Here is an 18,910-nt window from a genome sequence, read left to right on the forward strand (position 1 = left end):
ATCGTTTGAGTTAGTCTGTAGAAGATACACGTGATGTTTAAACTGAAGTTGCGATGGTCTGGGTAGTTTTCCCAGCTCATCCAATTCGCCGCGAATTATAGTCGATCCGAGGCTTTGGAGTCAGGCCCAGTTTTTCCCTGTTTTTATAGTGTGAATCAAGACACTTTCCTGGGGATCCGGAAATCACGAGTTAAACCGGAACGGGTCCGCATTCATTTCGTAACCGGGTCGCATGCCGACGTTTAGGATTAAACCTAACGCGGCACAGGTTGACAGTAGACTGGAGCCCCCGTAGCTGAGCAGCGGGAGAGTCATTCCCGTGATCGGCATTAAACCGACGGTCATTCCGGTGTTAATGAGTGTCTGTGTCGCCAGAAGCGCGACGATTCCGACGACTAGTAAGCGTCCAAAAGGTTCATTCGTCGCGTTCGCAATCCGTAGCCCGCATCCAAACAATATAATGTACAAGGCAAAGATCGACGCACAGCCAAGAAAGCCCCATTGTTCCCCCACCAGGCAGAAAACGAAGTCGGTTCGTCCTGCAGGCAGGTAGTAAGCCCCCGGGTCTTCGACGGTTTGGCCCGTTACGGCACTACCGCTGAACCCACCCAGTGCCAGCATCTGTTTGGAGTGATGCAGGTGGTAACCGTCTCCTCGGGGCATCACTCCGCCATCTTCCTGTTGGAAGACCGTCACGACGCGAGATTTCTGTTCGGCCGACATTCCCAACCAGAGCAGGGGAAGCGAAACTATTCCCAAAGTAATGATTAACAGTAAATGTCGCGGACGAGCCCCTGCGGCAAACAACATTGAGAACAGAACCGGCAGGAACAACAGAGATGTTCCCAAGTCAGGTTCTTTCAGGATGAGTGCGACTGGCAGGAAAGTGAGGGCGAATGGAATCAGCAGGCCGGTGATGCGGCGATAGTTCCGGCGATACATGAGGTAATGCGCCAGGGCCATGATGTACGTAAGCTTGGCAAATTCGGATGGCTGGAGATAGGCGACCCCCAGTGGAATCCAACGGTGAGATCCGTTTCGGGCGGGCATGAAGTAGACCGTCACCAGCAGGAACAGGCTGACTCCAAACAGAAGATAGCTGAGCGGAATTAAACGTCGGTACGAGACAGTCGTCGTCAAAAACATGACCGGTACCGACAGCATGATCCAGATCAGCTGGCGTTGCATGATTTCACCGGAGCCGACCAAGTCATCGCCACGAGAAATTCCGCTGAGTCCGAGTCCCATCAAGCAGAGCGCGCACAACACGATCGTGTAGGATGCACGATGCATCCACAACGACAGTAGTGACGTCCTTGTTCGACCACTCGATAACGCGACAGACATGACAGGTTCGATTCCTTCTGAACCCAAACAAACCGTTCTGGAAAATTTGAATTGAGGCATAAGGTGTAGCGAATTCGGGCAAATCAGGAAACCCCGATCGTGTGCCAGCGACCCGCTGTGGACGCTTACACTCCCGAATTTCATTCGATATGATGGCCCGCGATGAGATCGGATTTCCCAATAGAAAATGAATAGGACACATTCTGAAACCTGCTGGTAGCTGCTTCTCCGGCCGTAAATCAAAGGCCAGTTTGAATTTCCAGAGGGTTTCAGGACCGCTTACTGAGTGATTTCAACAATGAAACAGGTGTGATGATGACGACGACGAACATCCCCCCCGCGTACGATCGAATGGTCGAATTGCTTCGTGAAAAAGCGGTATTAAATTCATGCGGATCGCTGCTCGGATGGGATGAGCAAACTTACATGCCTCCTGCCGGTGGAGAACACCGGGCGAATCAACTCGCCCTGCTGGCCGGACTGACGCACGAGCGAGCTACGACCCCCGAACTGGGAGGGTTGCTGGGTGAACTAAAAGAGTTCGAGGAGAGTGCCGGATCCGAATCGGTTCTGGCGGTGAACATTCGAGCTGCCCGCCGCGATTATGACCGAGCGACTCAACTGCCGCGTAAGCTGGTGGAAGAGATGACTCGCGAGATCTCACTGGCTCAGCAGAAATGGGTTGCCGCACGTAAGCAGGCCGATTTCAGCATATTTCAGAAGTCTCTTGAAAGCATCATTCGTCTGAAAAGAGAAGAGGCGTCCATCCTGAAAAAAGAGGGGGAAACACTCTACGATGCCCTGTTGGACGAATACGAACCAGGCATGCGAGCCGAGCAGGTGCAGGCACTGTTCGATCCCTTGAGAGAGGGGGTTATAAAACTGTTACAGCAGATCAAAGACTCCTCCGTCGAACCGAAAACTGAAATCCTGAAGCGGAGCTATCCCACAGATCGCCAACATGAATTGGGACAGGCGGCCGCGGCGCAGATTGGGTTTGATTTTGAACGAGGTCGACTTGATACCACCGCTCATCCATTCTGTAGCGAGATTGGACCGGGCGACTGCCGTCTAACAACCCGCTATTTTGAGAACTTCTTCAACTCCGGCTTCTTTGGAATTCTGCATGAAGCCGGGCATGGGATGTATGAGCAGGGTTTAAACGTCGAGCAGTACGGTCTGGCGATGGGGCTTTCTGTTTCGCTCGGCATTCATGAATCGCAGTCACTCCTGTGGGAAAACTTTGTAGGTCGCAGTCGTCCCTTCTGGAATCATTTCTACCCGAAAGTACAGGGGATGTATCCCGAATCGCTGAACGGTGTATCGCTCGACGAGTTTTACACGGCGATCAACGATGTTCGTCCTTCTTACATTCGTGTCGAAGCCGATGAGCTGACCTACAACCTGCACATCATGCTGCGATTTGAACTCGAACAGAAACTGCTCGCAGGAGAACTCGAAGCAGCCGATGTCCCGGAAGTCTGGAACAGCCGGTTCACGGAGTATCTGGGAGTTACTCCCGAGAATGATGCTCAAGGTTGCCTGCAGGACATTCACTGGAGTGCGGGGCTGATGGGTTACTTCCCCACGTATGCACTTGGAAAAATGTACTCCGCGCAATTCTTCAAAGCGGCTCAGAATGAAATCCCCGATTTGAGCGATCTAATTGCAAACGGTGAATTCGGCGAGTTGAAATCCTGGCTCAATAAGAACATTCATGATCGCGGCCAGCAATACCAGGCTCGGGACTTGGTGAAAGTGGTCACGGGGAATGAGCTTTCTGAGAAACCATTGCTCGAAGCCCTCGGTACGAAGTACGGAGAGATTTACGGGTTCTAGAAATCAACGATTCCCCAGGTTTTATAGCTGACTCTTTGTTCTCGGCGGTTTTGATTTAACACGAAGACACCAAGGCACGAAGAATTAATACTGAGTGCATCGACAGAGAGATCCTTGTCGATGCCTATCTCAGGTGCTTATGCCGGGCGACACTGCTGGCTTGCCCAGCAGTGTGATTGCAAAGAGCGGCAACAGGCGCTTCCTCATCGCGGCTGCTTTGTGTTCGTCACTAAATACGAATGGCTCCCAGAAGTCTCACCGTCACCGTGCAAGCATTTTGACGGTACTGGATTTTCGCACAGCGCAAAAAAATGGGCACCGGTATGAAACCGGTGCCGCGGAGTTTGAATCAATTATATAGTGCAGATGTGAGAGGCGAGGTCGCCTCCGAGTGGAAAATGCCAGTCCTGCTATGAGGGCAGAACCGAGCGTATCCGGTAGTGTGTTATTAATACATTGGTCTATTTTGATGCGTTGTGCAAGTCCTTAGACCATTTATTTTTCCTGCCGAAAAAAACTCCGGCATTTCCCTGTATCTGCTCTTGAACCTGGCTGGTTCGATTATTCCTTGGCGGCGACCGTATCTTTCAGGTCAGACAAGGCAGGGGCGTCAACGTTTTCCGTATTTTTACGGGAAGGAACCCAGCGTCCAACACGAACCATACTCGGTGTACGATGCAGGTTGGTTCCTTTAGGAACGGGTTTGAAGGACCGTTTGCTGGATGCCGTTGCGACAGGAGTCGGTTCAACGGAGGTTTGTGCCAGTTCTTCCTCTTCGGGAACTCCTGCATTCAGATTGCGAGAGCGAATTGGAGTTGGTTCGTTCGCCCGGCGAGGGGTGGGAGTCCGTAAAGACTGCCGATCATCGGTGCGAGAGCGAATCGTGGTGTCTGGTTTTTCAGCCGTGCGGTTGGTGCCGTTGGTCGATTCTGCCGAACGAGGGGCGAAAGGATCAACCGGGGTTGGTGCAAAGGCGGTTGCAGTGCCACCCATGACCGAACCAGCTGGAACATAAGCCACCGAGGTGCCGCTGGGGACAGTTCGGTAAACCGTTCGAGGAACATTTCGAATGACTTCAACAGTCTCGTAACGAACCTGTTGTTCAGCAACTTTGCGTGTGGCCTGGTAGGCCTGCATGGTCGTGTAGTTTTGAGTGACCTGGCGAGTACCCTGAATCGCGACCTGACGGGTGACGGGCACCTGTTGAGCGACGACGTTGGGAACATACTCCCGCACGATTTTGTTATTAGGAGTGAAGCTGTTCCGTACAGAATAACCTGTGCGGTTCAACCAACCCAACATGTTGGGGCGACCATCGTACTCACAAGGAGTTGCTTTACAGACCGGCTCGACGCGATTGCGCCAGTAGCTGAGATCGCGAGAAACCGTTTGGCACTCGGTCACGTTCTGGTAACTCACGGTCGGAACTTCGACAGTGCGTTGTTCTGTCACTGGTCGATAAGCAGTGTAGGTTTCGTCACGCCAGACGGTTTCGGTAACAGGCCGTTGAGCCGTCTCCTTAACCTGCTGGTACTCCGTCACGGGGACGGTCTGGTAGCAAGTCTGAACGACCGGCTGCATTGCGACTTGCTGTACACAGGGGTTGCAGGCGTCGCCGCCTCCGTACCACTGAGCGTAAAGTTGAGTTTGTGTCAGAGTTGCGAGGGTGAGACCACAGGCAAACAGATAACAAATCCTTCCAGGCATGGGCTTACTTCCTGTCCGTATTTTAGTTTGATCTTAGAAAGAAGGATTGAGCGTAAATTGAGAGAGAGGTTTTCGCGTCCTGCCAACATTCCGTTTCCGGCTGTCAGTGAGTCGCGGGCGGGATATTTAATGAAATCGAAAAAACAGGTCAAGACCGACCACCACTTTTGCCGATAAGGGGGGCTCCTGAACTGGCGTTGATAATTTCTGTCTAAGTCCTTTAGTGCCATTAGTTAAGAGGAAACTAGCAGGGTGTCTGGTACATTTTACAAACGCAATTAAGCTCCTTCTGGTCAGTGATTTGACAAAAGAATTAAGTTTTTCGACCATTTTTTTGTCTCTTCTTTTTCTAACGGGTTCGAGGAGAGATTCTCGTCTGTTTGGTAGGAAGGTGGAACATTCGCGCCGTGGGGAGGCTGGGATTCACGCGAGGCTCTGATAGAATGGAGAGGAGTTGAACGAGGCTCTAACTCGTTTGCAAATATTTCCCGTTCGGGAAACGAATCAAAGACAACACTCTTTCATCATTCGTGAAAGTCGTAATATCCAGATGACTGAAACTACCGGTAACTATACCGTTCTGGCGCGCCGCTTCCGTCCACAGGCATTTGACGAAGTCATCGGACAGGAACACGTCGCCCAGGCGCTGAAGAATGCGATCAAAGCGGGGCGTGTGGCGCATGCCTACCTCTTTACAGGAGCACGAGGAGTCGGAAAGACTTCGACAGCTCGAATTCTGGCAAAGACACTCAACTGTCCCAATTCGCACGAAGGCAATCCGTGTAATAAATGCGAAATTTGCCTGGGTATCTCGGAAGGGCGGGATGTCGACATTCTGGAAATCGACGGTGCCTCCAACCGCGGGATCGATGATATCCGGATGCTCCGCGCGAATGTGAACGTGAAGTCGATGCGGACGAAATACAAGATTTACATCATCGACGAAGTTCACATGCTGACCAAGGAAGCATTTAATGCGCTGCTCAAAACGCTGGAAGAACCACCCCCCGGTGTAAAGTTCATCTTTTGTACGACAGAACCTCAAAAGCTGCCTGATACGATTCTCTCCCGGTGCCAGCGATTTGATTTCAGTACTATTGAGACAGACAATATCAGCCATCGCTTAAAGCAAATCGCGAAGGCGGAAGGTTTTGAAGTCTCGGATGATGCCGTGTCTCTCGTCGCTCGTCGGGCGGCAGGGTCGATGCGGGACAGTCAGTCATTGTTCGATCAACTGCTTGCCTTCGGTGGCGAGCATATCACTGCTGCCGATGTGCATCGTCTATTGGGAACGGCGGATGACGAACGACTCACGACTCTGGCGGACGCCCTTATTAAACGGGAACGCCGCGAGGTTCTGGAACTGCTCGACTCGGCTTTGTCAGCCGGAGTGCAGTTGTCCGAGTTCGTCGACCAGTTGCTCAACTACATGCGTGACCTGATGGTGCTCGCGTCTCATGCGGATGCCGTCTCACTGTTGAGTGTGTCGAGTTCCTATCGCTCGCTGTTACAGAAACAAGCCCAACAGTGGGGACTGCGGACGGTGGTGGCCGGATTGGAAATTCTGGCGGAAACCAAAAGCCGAATGTTCCGCGCATCACATGCACGCTCGTTGGTGGAGTTGGCTCTCGTTCGCATGACGATGCTCCAGGATCTCCAGCAGATGGAGACGATTATCAACCTGCTGCAAGGAGGCAAAGTTGCCCCAGTGACTCTCGGAACAGGGGGGGCTTCGCCCTCAACAGAAAAAAAAAATGACACAGCAGACGTAGTACCCGCCAACATCGCTCCGCCAGACACAGTTCCAGTAGAAGAGGCTTTAGTAGAGGTGCTTCCCACTGAAGAGGCTCTAGCTGAAGCCGTTTCAGCAGAAGCAGTTCCGAACGTGGTCGAAGCGCCCCCAATCTCTGAAGAGGAAGTTCGTCAGGAGTCGGTGTCAGTCCCGGAGACCCCACCTGTCGTTGAAGATCAGGTGCCAGAAATTGTTCAACTAGAAGAACAGCAGTTAACCGCAGTGCAGAACGTGGAAGAGGGGCCTGAATTGTCGGTGGTTTCTCAAGAGGAAGCGACCGAGACAGCCGTTACCAGAGAAATTGAAACCTCGGCTCCGTTTGTCGCTGACAACCTGGAGCCAAGTCAGAGCAGCGAGCCCGCTCCTGCCGCAGAGCCGGAAACGGTTTTGGAAGTTACCCCCGGTAGTGAACCGGATATTTTCTCTCAACTCGTTTCAGCCCCGGAAGTTAAGGGTTTGCCTCAGTTGAAATCCTTAAGTGGCTTAGCAATTTCCGGGCCAAATCGACTGGATTTAATCTATCCTGCGAAGTATGATTTTCTACGTCAGTCGCTTTCGCGTCAGGACTCAGTCGTTCTGATTCAGGAAACGCTTTCGAGAATTACGGGGCAGGATATTCGTATCGATTTTCAGCCCTCGCAGGACACGGAAACAAGTGGGGACGAGACTGCGATCTCTAAAGCCCCCAGGCCCAAAGCACCCGCTTTACGGCCTGTTGCCGTCGACCTGAGTAATATCGAGGACGAATTCGTTAAGGCGGCGGTTCAGATATTTGGCAGCACTTCTATTAACGTACAGAAGATGCTGTCAGATTCCTGATCACGTAGATTCTAACTTTGTGTGGATTAAAACTGAAACCGGTCCGCCGTTTGCCACAGACTCAGAATGCTGTGTTGATTGTTAATCAGGCACCGTTTTTACAATATATTGGACTCTTATCATCGATAAGGAGGAGTCGTATGTTCAAAGGTCTAGGAAATATGGCCGGGATGGTCAAACAGGTCCAGGAGATGCAGGGCCGTATGAAGGAGATGCAGGAAAACCTCTCCAAAATGCGTGTGACTGCTACGGCAGGTGGCGACTTGGTGAAAGCCGAAGTCACTGGCGAAATGAAATTAACGTTGATCGAAATTGACCCCTCGCTGATAGAGTCGGGTGATAAAGAAATGATCGAAGACCTGGTGGTCGCCGCGACGAACCTGGCGGTGGAAAAAATGAAAGCAACTCATCAGGAAGAGATGTCAAAAGTCACAGGTGGCATGGATATGCCCGGAATGGGGGATGCACTTTCTCAGTTTGGATTGAAATAAATTCAATAGAGAACCAGATCAGAAATATTGATCAAAATTCCTCGTTCCGTTTTATGACAGAAATAGGTTGGTCGTAGAGTTCTGAAATCAGATAGCTTTCAGGACTCGAACACGAATGATGTTCGCGATGAACCAGACTGTTTGTTTTGCTTCGTTATCTTTGAGTGGGATCCCGTTGTGGCGAAAAATGTACATCAAATTGCGCATCCTTACGGACCTGCGGTCAGCCGGTTGATTGAACAATTTGCTTCTCTCCCGGGAATCGGTAGGAAGTCGGCGGAACGCTTGGCGTATCACATGATCTCTTGCTCGAAACGCGAAGCGCTGGAACTTGCGAATGCGATTCAACAGGTCAAAGAACAGATAAGTCCATGTCAGCAATGCTTTAATCTGACGGACCGCGATATCTGTGAGATCTGTCGGGATACCCGTCGAATGCAGGATCTCGTTTGTGTGGTAGAGCAACCCAAAGATGTATTAGCGCTGGAAGGGGCGACGATCTTCAACGGGACCTATCATGTTCTGCAGGGACGAATTTCTCCGCTGGAAGGAATCGGTCCGGAAAATCTCACCATCAATGCACTGGTTAAACGGGTTCGTCAGCAGGGGATTAAAGAGATTGTCATGGCAACCAACCCTACTGTTGAGGGGGATGGAACGGCCCTGTTCATCTCGAATCTGTTGGAACCCGAAAACGTAAAAGTGACCCGATTGGCGCGTGGCATTGCCTCAGGGTCTGTTTTAGAATTTGCCAACAAAGAAATGCTGGCGGACGCTTTACGCGGACGACGGGATTTCTCTTTTTAACTTAACTCTCTGTTTTTGAACGTCTCCTCTCCACTTTAATTTATAGCTCCTCATTACCTCTGTTTCTTCGTCGGCAATTTTTCGGACTAGTACACGCATATGCATCTGAGCCATTCACAACAGATGAAGATGGACCAGCAAATGAAGCTGGCCCCTCGCATGATCCAGTCAATGGAGATACTGCAGTTGCCCTTAATGGCGCTACAGGAACGGATTGAGCAGGAACTGGAAGAGAACGTCGTCCTCGAACAGCTGCAGGACGATCCGGAAAATCGCTCCGAAACCGAAGTCGAAGTTGAACGCGAAAAAGCACAAGACTCGGAGCATGACACCGAGCTACTTTCCGAGCGGGAACTCCTGGTCGATAACGATCATAATAACGAAGCCGATTTCGAACGGCTCATGGAGATGTCTCAGGAATGGTCGGAAGATAACAGTCCCTCCGGTTCACGAGTTTCGTCCAACCGTATGGACGACATATCCGATCGGCAACACGATGCCATTGCCAACCTGACTGAACAGGCCGACACATTACAAGAATACCTGCTGGAGCAATTCTCCTTTTTTGAATGTGATGATGAACTGCGAGAGTTCGGTGAATACCTGATTCAGAACCTGGACAAGAACGGTCGCCTGCAAAGTTCCCTGGCGGAGATTTCCCAGGTCTACGGTCGGATCATCGACATTGAACGCGCGGAAGAGGCCCTGCAACTGATCCAGAAACTCGACCCACCTGGTGTGGGAGCGAGAAATGTGAAAGAGTGCCTGCTATTACAACTCACTGATGAAACCCCATTTCGTGATGTGCTGGTGACCTTGATTACCGAACACTTCGAGGACATGGGCAAGAACCGCTTGCCGGTGATTACTCGCAAGACAGGTTACTCGATTGAGCTGATCAAAGCGGCGGAAGAAGAATTACGCAAACTGAATCCCTTTCCCGGTCGGGGTTACGAAGAAGTCTCGGTTCAACGTGTCACTGCAGACCTTAAGGTCGAGCAAGACGACGACGGTAAGTGGACTGTTGAGCTGATCGATGAGTACATCCCGGAACTCCGGATCAGCCCTCGCTACATTCGGATGATGCAGAACAATCCTGATGCTGAAACGAAAGCGTTCATCAAGAAAAAAGTAGAATCAGCAACGTGGTTAATTGAGTCCATCGAGCAACGGTATGGAACGATCAAAGCCGTGGCTCAGGCGATCATCGATCACCAGTCTGATTTTCTGGAGAATGGTCCCCAGAGCATCGTTCCTCTCAAGATGCAGCAGATTGCGGATGTCGTCGGACGGCATGTGACAACCGTGTCCCGCGCTGTGGATGACAAATGGATCCAGACCCCACGTGGCTTGTATCCGCTGAAGCGTTTCTTCGGTGGCGGGACCACCACGGCCGATGGAGAAGAAGTCGCCTGGGAGAACATTCGTCGCAAGCTGAAAGAAGTAATCGACGGTGAAGACAAACAAAGCCCACTCAGCGACGACGCCCTGGTCGATGCCCTCGCCAAAGAAGGATTGACCCTCGCCCGCCGTACCGTCACGAAGTACCGCAAAAAAATGGGCATTCCATCGTCACGGGAACGCCGCGAGTATTAAGGCAACACCGCGAGGACATTTTGGGATGTCTGGACGGAAGGTATCCAGAGGAGACGTTCTCTTTTCGAACGCCGGAGGATTGAATATCTCTAAGGAGAGGGTTCTACATGTAGAGGGGATCCTGACCGTCCGACAGGACCGTTTCGCCGATCGCCTCCACGATGCCCGAGCCGAATCCTTCCGCTATTGCGACGACGAGAGCATTAGCTTCGCTGTTTGAGTTGATCAAACTCTGGACATCATACGCCGTAAAAACGATCGTTCCGTTTCCGTTTCCGTTTCCGTTGGTGGCTGGGCGCTTGCAACAGTTGGAACAGCAGGTGCCGTCAGCACCATTGGTAAATTGAGTCTGGCTTATAGTGCTGGACGAGTTGCTTATTCAGGTGGCCAGGATGGCAAACTGGACTTTGCTTTGGATGCCGTGTCCATGGGAGGTTATGGGTTAGCAGCTAAACTGGGAAAAGCGACATTCCGGGGTGCGAGCGCATTACAAACAGTTGCCCGAGAACATCACGCTGATCCAACTACCTGCTTACAGTCCCAAACTCAACCCGATCGAGAACCGGTGGTACTGTTTGAGAAGTCGCATCACTGGAGCAATTGTTCGTATGCCGATTACGAGGAGTTGGAAGAAGCCTCCGTCGTTGCGTGGCAACATAGCGTCCTGGATCCAGAACTCATGAAAACCGTCTGCGCGGCCCCCTGGCTGCAACGCGTTATTTCAAGTTAGGATTGGTAGTTAGTTCAAAGCATCGTTGATTGTTCATTGATAGTTCATGATTTCGAGCAGTCTATTTAATAAACAGATCATCCAGACTGAAATCGGTGAAGACAATTTTCAGGCAATCCTCTGTTTCGTAAAGACAGCCGATGCGACCGTTGGCAAGTTGGCAGAGGACGTTGTAACCGAGGTACTCCGGTTCGATCTCGCGGGCGGTTAACCAGTGTTCTCCGCCATCGCGGCTGTAGAAGACGGTTCCATGCAATCGCCAACGTCGGGAATTGGGGCCGCAGTGCAGCAGAAGGTCTTCACCATCGTGCTGATACCGGATCAAGCTTGCCATACAATGCGGCGTGACGAATTCAGTCAGGAAAGTATGGGTGGACCAGGTCTCGCCTCCGTCGGTACTCCGGGATAGTTTTCGGTAAATACCGCCATCCTGATCACGAGAGGAAAGAAGTAGTTCGCCCGTTGCCAGTTCGACCACCTGAGCTTCATTCCCCTGGCCTTGCTCAGTGGGTTCGGCAATAGGCTCGGACAGATGCCAGGTCTCTCCATCATCATCGCTATAGGAAGCGGAGTTTCTCGTGTAACGGTCAGCATCGCCGACGGGAAAAACCTCATAGTTGGGAAACAGGATTCGTCCGGCATGTTCGCCCGTGGTCAATTGAATGCCAACACCAGGGCTCCCCAAACTGATGGCTCCTTCTCGCCGGAAAGCGCGAGTCACGTCTCGCGGTTCGGACCAACTCTGGCCTTCATCATCGGAATGCATCAGGAAGAGACGCACATTTTTCGGGCCATCGTAACCGGCGAGCGCACGGACCGTGTGATCTGTTTTACGGGCGTGTACCCCATGAGGAAAGTGAATGTAACGCAGCAGGATACGTCCTGAATCAAGGACGATCATGCAGGGGTCGTTGAGTGAGTCGCTCCCCGCTTCTGCGATTAGTTCGATGGACGACCATGTTTTTCCATTGTCCGTGCTGCGTCGCATGACAAGATCGTTCTCACTGTGATCGTGCAATCCGAGTCGACGTTCCGCAACGGCGAGCAGTGCGCCGGAATTCGTTTTTACCAGTGAGGGGATCCGGTAACCATACTCTTCGCCATTGAGGGTTTCGTACTCAAACAATACCTGAGGTTCTTTAGCATGACTGGAAGGCTCTTCTGCTGCAAGTTGAGTGACCATGCTCGTCGAAGCGATCAGCAGAAGTGGCATTCCCAAGAGAAGAGTCAGTCGCAGGCGAGAAGGCATAAGGCTGTTCCGAAGTGAAAATAGAGTGTGATGAAGCAGTGTGAGTCGAAGGGATAGTTCCATCTTGATGGAAGAGAGAACTGGAAACAACCGGTGAACTGGCTCATCCTACTTGTTTCGGCAGTAGACAAGGGCTCTCAAGTGACATTCTTTAAACCTGCTTTAACGGCCAGGTAGTAGAGATGGTTCTTTCCATGACCCCAGTACAAGCGGGAGCGGTCCCACCAGTTCAAATCATATTCTGGCGCATATTGCCATTTTAAATTCCATGTTTCACGGAACTGGGGCAGCATGCCGTACACCGATTTGGCGTCGGCATGAACAGTGCCGCAGGCGAGAAGTCGCGGGAGATAATACACCTTCTGCGCGGCGGGAAAGAGACGTAGCCATAAGTCGTAATCGAGCGCCCAATGCAAGTCTTCTTTCAAACCACTTACCTGCAGGAAAAGTTCCCGTCGAAAAAAGACGGCCGGTTGTAGTACGAAGCTGACGGGGTGCAGCAAGATGGTTTTCATCGAATTGAGGGGCTGGCTCGGAAAGGCAACGGTTCGATTCCCGTCGGCGTCAACAAATTCGCCGTCGCCGTAAACGATGTCGAGTTCCGGATCGGTCTGGAAGAGTTCGACGACCTGGCTCAATACGTTGTCCGTGGCGTAGTAATCATCCGAGTTAATCCAGGCGACGATGTCTCCTTGTGCGGCTGCGATTCCCGAGTTGATCGCCGCCGCCTGACCCCCATCCTTCTTTGAGACCCAGGAAATCGAGTCGCCATATTCTTGGAGCACGGCAACGGAACCATCCGTAGATTCACCATCGCGCACAATGATTTCAAAATCATCAAGCTGTTGAGCAAAACAGGAATCGAGACAACGCCTCAGGTATTGTTCCTGATTTAAACTGGGAATGACGAAAGAGACGCTACACATGGAAAGTCGCATTTGGAAGAAAGTAGGTCGAGTAAGAGAACTTTCGTTTTAACACATCGAATTGTCTTTTCGCAATCAGCGGTTACCGGCTGAAATTCTTTGATGGCGGTGAAATACCTATGGCGGATTTGTCGGGCGGTAGCCAATTATGATACTTTATCAGCTCGAAACCCCTGTTTTAAATCCCTCCCGATAGAGCGTTCTTGATGAAACCAACTTCCCTCCGAGTTCTGCTACTCACCTTGGCCTGCTCTCTGATTGCTGTCGAATCCCACGCACAGGATGATCCCTTTGCAACTCAAGTTCGCCCCACACCCAAATTAACTCCCGCGGAAGAGCAACAGAAACTGAGTGTGCCCGATGGTTTCGAGATTCAGTTGTTCGCGGCAGATCCGCAAATCAGCAAGCCGTTGAACATGGCGTTCGATAAAGACGGACGATTGTGGATTACTGATACACTTGAGTACCCTTTTCCCGTTAAAGAAGGAGAGGCGGGGCGCGACTCGATTAAGATTCTGGAAGATACGGATGGCGACGGAACGGCGGATAAAATCACGACGTTTGTGGATGGGCTCAATATCCCGATGGGGTTGATTCCGTACAAAGATGGAGTCATTGCCTTCAGTATCCCGAATATCTGGTTCTTCCGCGATACCGATGGCGACGGCAAAGCAGATCAGCGGGAAAAACTTTATGGCCCCGTCGGTTTCGATCGAGACACACATGGGCTGCATAACAGTTTTCGAAGGCACTTCAGTAACTGGCTGCATGTGAATCATGGATTCAGTAATAACACGACCGTAGCGGGGAGCGATGGTCATGTGGTGAAGATGAATTCCGGAAACACATATCGTCTTCAATTGGATGGATCACGAGTCGAGCAGTTTACGCACGGGCAGGTGAATCCATTCGGAACGGCACTGGACCCATTGGGGAACCTGTTCACTGCCGACTGTCACAGCAAGCCTGTTTATCAATTGCTGCACGGTGGCTATTACCCCAGTTTCGGTAAGCCGGATGATGGCTTGGGGTATGTCCCTCCTATGATGGACCACCAACATGGGTCGACTGCGATTGCTGGGTTGTCCGTGTACATAGGCGATAACTTCCCACCCGAGTATCGCGGCAATACGTTCTCTGGCAACGTGATGACAAGTCGCGTCAATCGGGACAAGCTGGAGTTTCATGGTTCGACGATTACTGCTGTCGAAGAGGAAGACTTTGTCATTAGTGAAGACCCCTGGTTCCGTCCCGTCGATGTGCGAACTGGACCTGACGGTGCTTTGTACATCGCTGACTTCTACAACAAAATTATTGGTCACTACGAAGTCGACTTGAATCATCCCGAACGGGACCGAACGAGTGGCCGTATCTGGCGAATCGTTTACACCGGTGATCATCCCGAAACGGAACCGGCTACGAAAGCGACGCCCCTTGGCGACGCTGCGCTTGCTGTTCTAATCGAGAATCTGGATCACGTGACCTTAACGCAGCGGATGCTAGCTTCGTACGAAATCATTGACCGTATCGGTGCTGAAGCGGAACAGCCTCTTCGAAAGGTTCTGGGAACAAGCGACAGTCCTTATGTGCGGAGTCATGCTCTCTGGATTCTGAAAGCGATTGGGAAAGTAACTGAAAGTGATTTCCAACAGGCGGCGGAAGACTCGCAAGCAATGGTAAGGACCCACGCGATGAAGGCTCTGGCCGAAACAGGCGATTGGTCGGAGGTTCATTCTGAACTGACGAAAGCGGGGTTAAACGACAAGGACTCATTCGTCAAGCGAGCAGCAGCGGAAGCACTGGCCCAACATCCCCGACAGGGAAATATTGAGTTGTTGCTCACCGCCTTGACGACCGTTCCTGAGGAGGACAATCATCTGCGGCAGATGATTCGTATCGCCATCAAAAAGAGTGGGTTGAATTCGGATGTTTTAAATTCAGTCGACTTCGCGGCTTTATCCAAACAGGATGCTACCGAGTTAGTCGACATTATGCCTGCCGTCGATACTCCTGCGGCGGCGATCTTTATGCAGTTCTTCCTGGAGAATTTTGAACCCACGGCGGAACAGTCTTCCCGGTTACTGCGGGAAGCAGCCAATCTGATTCCCCCTGATCAACTGGGGTCATTAATTCCACTCGCCCGAAAACAGTCGAGTCACGATATCAATTTGCAACGGGAATTGATTCTGTCGATCTTGAATGGTTTGCAGCAACGAGGAACGCCGGTGCCGGATCGGCTGGTCTCCTGGGCTGAAGAAATTACGACGGAGTTACTGGAGACCTCATTGAACGAACTGGCCGGATGGCGATTCCGTGAGCATCCGGATGCGACCAGTATCTCGATTCCCTGGGGCTTGAATGAGCGAACGACGCAACAGACTGGTAAGTCATCCCTTTTTATCGACAGTATTGTCTATGGTGAAGGTGAGATCGGTTTACTGCTTTCCAAACCGTTTGCTTTACCGAGGAAACTGGAGTTCGATATTAGTGGCCATCTGGGCCCGCCCGACCAACCAGCGAATCAGCTGAATCTCGTTCGTCTACGTCTGGTCGACACGGGAGAGATTATTCAACAGGAACTGGCGCCCAGGAACGACGTCGCCACACATGTAGCATGGGAACTTTCCCAGTGGGCAGGGCAGAAAGGGATTTTAGAGGTGGTTGATGGTGATGCGGGGAACGCTTACGCCTGGATCGCCATCGGCAATTTGCCCAAAAGCATACTTTCTCTTCCCACTGCGCCTCCCCGACGTAATGTCGAGAACATTCGCAATTTTGCCCGACTGGTGAGGGAATTCAAATTGGAGCCTCACTTGATGGATCTCCGTCATCTTCTGGAGGGAGAACAGTTTGATCGGACTACTGAATTGGAAATTGTGAATGCGATTGTACTGCTGGAACCGACGACGAACTTCGGCGCTCTAGTCCCCTTGGTGGGAGACCTTTCCACCCCGGACGAATTGCAACAGGCTCTTGTCAAGGCGTTCGCTCAGACGGAGGGCGAGTCCGAGGCCTACGGTCACGAGTTACTTGTGAAGGCATTCCAGACGGTACCCCAGCGATTGCAACTTCAACTGGCGGAGCGACTCGCAACGACATCGGTCGGTCAGGAAGAGCTGCTCTCATTGATCAGCGACGGCAAAGCGTCTGCCCGGTTGTTATTGCGAAACACGGTGCAGGACCGACTTGAGTCGGCCGGCACGCCCGAGGTGAAGGAGCAGGTCGCCGAGCTGACAAAATCTTTACCGGCAGTTCAGGACGAAATCGCCAACTTGATCGTCGCTCGAACGGAAGCGCAGAAACAGCACGCAGGTGATTTGGGACAGGGGCAGGCTCTGTATAAGAAGCATTGTTCTGTCTGTCACAAGATTGGCAGTGAAGGGGCCCTCGTCGGTCCCCAACTGGATGGCATTGGTGGTCGAGGGATGGAGCGTATCATTGAGGACATCCTCGATCCGAACCGAAACGTCGACACGATGTTCCGATCTACCACGATCATTACGGACGAAGGTAAGATCATCACCGGTTTGATTCGACGCGAAGAAGGGACGAATCTGATTCTCGTCGACAACAAAGGGAAAGAATTTGCTGTCGCTCTAGATGAGATAGACGAGCAGATCACATCACGGAATTCGCTGATGCCTGAGAATGTGTCGGAACTGATGAACGAGTCTGAGTTTCAGGATCTCGTGGCCTATCTGCTGACACAGCGGGGCAAGTAGGTTCTGCTTTAACAATTTATAAATGTCGAGTGACATACAAATTCATTTTTGAAACACAAAGTCACGAAGGACACAAAGAACTGGGCAACTAACAAAATGATCTCCGATCACCTAGGCTCAATGAAAGCCAATCCTCTTTTGGACTCCAGGATCATTTGCTGCAGAAAACGTTTGTGAACTTTCCATCACGGAACCAATTGTTTTGTTTCCCTGGCCTTTTCGAGCCTCCGTGTTTCAAATAAACACGATGCAATACCCTGACAATTAGCGATAGACAGAGCAGCACGTCAGTCTCAGCCTACCTTGCACCTTTCTGCATTGCTCCGCTAGGATGACGGCGCGGTTGCTGCGTGATTCGGAATGGTATCGGATTTGCGTAGAACAGAGCCTATAGCGTGATTACCAGACCAGAAAACCAGCGGCAGGAGAGCAAAAGACGTGGCATTATCGAGTAGTCATAGTTTTGATGTCATCGTAATCGGAACAGGCCCTGGCGGAGAAGGGGCCGCTATGCAAGCGGCCAAGATGGGCTATTCCGTTGCTACCATCGAAAAGCAGCAACTGATTGGTGGAAACTGTACCCATAAAGGGACGATCCCCAGTAAAGCACTGCGATACGCAATCTTTCAAACGACAAGCCTTCTTGATGGCCGATTTGTTGACTCCGAAACTCTTGCATCAGCGCGGTCCTTTGCGAATCTGCGACGGTCAGCTGGGACGGTGATTGATAAACAGGTCAAAATGCGCCAAAGCTTTTATGACCGAAACGAGGTTTACGTCTATCACGGACATGCCAAGCTCGCCGGTCCTAACATGGTGGAGGTCTACGACGAACTGGGCGGGAAACGCGAGGTGCAGGCGAAGTCGATTATCATCGCGACCGGTTCACGCCCTTTTCGACCTACCAACATCGACTTCTCCCATCCCTTCCTGCACGACAGCGATACGATTCTCGACTTGAAGGAGACACCCCGCTCCATCAGCATTTTCGGCGCGGGAGTGGTCGGGTGCGAATATGCATCGATGTTCAAAAACCTGGGGGTGAAGGTTAATCTGATCAACACTCGTGAACAGTTACTGGAATTCCTCGATGACGAAATCATCGACGCGCTCAGTTATCATTTACGCGAAAAAGGGGTGGTTATTCGGCACCGGGAAGCGTTCGAGCGCGTCGAGACCGTCTCTGACGGCGTGGTTCTGCACCTCGTCTCGGGGAAGCAAATCAAATCCGATGTGCTGCTTTGGGCTGCCGGTCGTGCCGGAAACTCGGAAAACCTGGGCTTGGAATCGGTGGGGATCACTCCTAACAGCCGGGGCCAGATTGATGTCGATGAACATTTCCGGGCGGCTGAGAATATCTACGCCGTCGGAGACGTTATCGGACGGCCTTCGCTCGCTAGTGCGGCCTATGTTCAGGGGCGATATGCGGCTCAGCATATGCTGAAAGGGGAATGCGAACAGTCCTTGGTGGAAGATATTCCAACCGGGATTTATACCAGCCCGGAGATCAGTTCCCTGGGGAAAACGGAACGGGAACTGACCGACCTGGGAGTCCCTTACGAAGTGGGACAGTCGATTTTCAAAAGCCTTGCCCGGGCTCAGATTACTGGCCAGACGGTTGGGATGTTGAAAATTCTATTCCACCGTGAGACGCTGCAATTGTTGGGTATTCATTGCTTTGGGGCCAACGCTTCGGAGATTATTCACATTGGCCAGGCGATCATGTCGCAACCGGGGGAACAGAATTCGCTCCGGTACTTCGTCAACTCGACGTTTAATTATCCGACAATGGCGGAAGCGTATCGGGTCGCCGCCCTGAATGGTCTCAATCGGCTCTTTTAGAGTGATTGACGGTCTATGCGGCATCTTTGTGCAAGAGTCATCT

Annotated in this window: 12 protein-coding genes; 8 read left to right on the forward strand and 4 right to left on the reverse strand. The window is 51.7% G+C overall.

Annotated elements, in window-relative coordinates; translation table 11 throughout:
- Positions 1–183: 183 nt before the first annotated feature.
- Positions 184–1,347: an FtsW/RodA/SpoVE family cell cycle protein gene (locus Pla110_RS02535; protein ID WP_231742868.1), complete on the reverse strand. Its 1,164-nt coding sequence runs from the start codon at positions 1,345–1,347 to the stop codon at positions 184–186.
- A gap of 312 nt (positions 1,348–1,659) precedes the next feature.
- Here Pla110_RS02535 and Pla110_RS02540 point away from each other — a divergent pair, with 312 nt between their 5' ends.
- On the forward strand, positions 1,660–3,186 hold the full coding sequence (locus tag Pla110_RS02540) for a carboxypeptidase M32 (RefSeq protein WP_231742875.1): 1,527 nt from the start codon (positions 1,660–1,662) through the stop codon (positions 3,184–3,186).
- 561 nt (positions 3,187–3,747) lie between these two features.
- On the opposite strand, the gene Pla110_RS02545 is transcribed toward Pla110_RS02540, so the two are convergent.
- On the reverse strand, positions 3,748–4,893 hold the full coding sequence (locus Pla110_RS02545) for a hypothetical protein (protein WP_144992864.1): 1,146 nt from the start codon (positions 4,891–4,893) through the stop codon (positions 3,748–3,750).
- A gap of 550 nt (positions 4,894–5,443) precedes the next feature.
- On the opposite strand from Pla110_RS02545, the gene dnaX reads away from it, so the two are divergent.
- The 5 genes from dnaX (at position 5,444) to Pla110_RS23245 (ending at position 11,128) form a co-directional block, all read left to right on the forward strand.
- Entirely contained in the window at positions 5,444–7,504 is a 2,061-nt protein-coding gene (dnaX, locus tag Pla110_RS02550) for a DNA polymerase III subunit gamma/tau (protein ID WP_144992866.1), read from the forward strand.
- A 140-nt stretch (positions 7,505–7,644) separates the two neighbouring features.
- On the forward strand, positions 7,645–7,995 hold the full coding sequence (locus tag Pla110_RS02555) for a YbaB/EbfC family nucleoid-associated protein (protein ID WP_144992868.1): 351 nt from the start codon (positions 7,645–7,647) through the stop codon (positions 7,993–7,995).
- 177 nt (positions 7,996–8,172) lie between these two features.
- Positions 8,173–8,802 (forward strand): recombination mediator RecR, encoded by a 630-nt coding sequence (recR, locus tag Pla110_RS02560; RefSeq protein ID WP_197440457.1) that lies wholly within the window; start codon positions 8,173–8,175, stop codon positions 8,800–8,802.
- Positions 8,803–8,901: 99 nt separating this feature from the next.
- Positions 8,902–10,398: an RNA polymerase factor sigma-54 gene (gene rpoN / locus Pla110_RS02565; RefSeq protein WP_144992870.1), complete on the forward strand. Its 1,497-nt coding sequence runs from the start codon at positions 8,902–8,904 to the stop codon at positions 10,396–10,398.
- 343 nt (positions 10,399–10,741) lie between these two features.
- Positions 10,742–11,128, forward strand: coding sequence for a hypothetical protein (locus tag Pla110_RS23245; RefSeq protein ID WP_231742877.1), 387 nt, complete (start codon positions 10,742–10,744; stop codon positions 11,126–11,128).
- 61 nt (positions 11,129–11,189) lie between these two features.
- On the opposite strand, the gene Pla110_RS02575 is transcribed toward Pla110_RS23245, so the two are convergent.
- Both Pla110_RS02575 and Pla110_RS02580 read right to left on the reverse strand, forming a co-directional pair.
- Complete coding sequence (locus Pla110_RS02575) at positions 11,190–12,377, reverse strand: sialidase family protein (protein ID WP_197440458.1); 1,188 nt, start codon at positions 12,375–12,377, stop codon at positions 11,190–11,192.
- 137 nt (positions 12,378–12,514) lie between these two features.
- Entirely contained in the window at positions 12,515–13,303 is a 789-nt protein-coding gene (locus tag Pla110_RS02580; RefSeq protein ID WP_197440459.1) for a glycosyltransferase family 2 protein, read from the reverse strand.
- 206 nt (positions 13,304–13,509) lie between these two features.
- Between Pla110_RS02580 and Pla110_RS02585 the strand changes: the two genes are divergently transcribed.
- Both Pla110_RS02585 and sthA read left to right on the forward strand, forming a co-directional pair.
- Complete coding sequence (locus tag Pla110_RS02585) at positions 13,510–17,025, forward strand: PVC-type heme-binding CxxCH protein (protein ID WP_144992878.1); 3,516 nt, start codon at positions 13,510–13,512, stop codon at positions 17,023–17,025.
- A 510-nt stretch (positions 17,026–17,535) separates the two neighbouring features.
- Positions 17,536–18,867, forward strand: a complete 1,332-nt coding sequence (gene sthA, locus Pla110_RS02590; protein WP_390620507.1) for a Si-specific NAD(P)(+) transhydrogenase — start codon at positions 17,536–17,538, stop codon at positions 18,865–18,867.
- Positions 18,868–18,910: the final 43 nt, after the last annotated feature.

This window comes from Polystyrenella longa, from assembly GCF_007750395.1.
In the GTDB taxonomy this organism is placed as follows: Bacteria; Planctomycetota; Planctomycetia; order Planctomycetales; family Planctomycetaceae; genus Polystyrenella; species Polystyrenella longa.

Bases quoted from the DNA above. Each gene is read 5' to 3' on its own strand.
- rpoN (WP_144992870.1), top strand. From the start codon at position 8,902: ATGCATCTGAGCCATTCACAACAGATGAAGATGGACCAGCAAATGAAG.
- Pla110_RS02585 (WP_144992878.1), top strand. From the start codon at position 13,510: ATGAAACCAACTTCCCTCCGAGTTCTGCTACTCACCTTGGCCTGCTCT.
- Pla110_RS02545 (WP_144992864.1), bottom strand. From the start codon at position 4,893: ATGCCTGGAAGGATTTGTTATCTGTTTGCCTGTGGTCTCACCCTCGCA.
- Pla110_RS02580 (WP_197440459.1), bottom strand. From the start codon at position 13,303: ATGTGTAGCGTCTCTTTCGTCATTCCCAGTTTAAATCAGGAACAATAC.
- sthA (WP_390620507.1), top strand. From the start codon at position 17,536: ATGCAAGCGGCCAAGATGGGCTATTCCGTTGCTACCATCGAAAAGCAG.
- Pla110_RS02540 (WP_231742875.1), top strand. From the start codon at position 1,660: ATGATGACGACGACGAACATCCCCCCCGCGTACGATCGAATGGTCGAA.
- Pla110_RS02555 (WP_144992868.1), top strand. From the start codon at position 7,645: ATGTTCAAAGGTCTAGGAAATATGGCCGGGATGGTCAAACAGGTCCAG.
- dnaX (WP_144992866.1), top strand. From the start codon at position 5,444: ATGACTGAAACTACCGGTAACTATACCGTTCTGGCGCGCCGCTTCCGT.
- Pla110_RS02575 (WP_197440458.1), bottom strand. From the start codon at position 12,377: ATGCCTTCTCGCCTGCGACTGACTCTTCTCTTGGGAATGCCACTTCTG.
- Pla110_RS02535 (WP_231742868.1), bottom strand. From the start codon at position 1,347: ATGTCTGTCGCGTTATCGAGTGGTCGAACAAGGACGTCACTACTGTCG.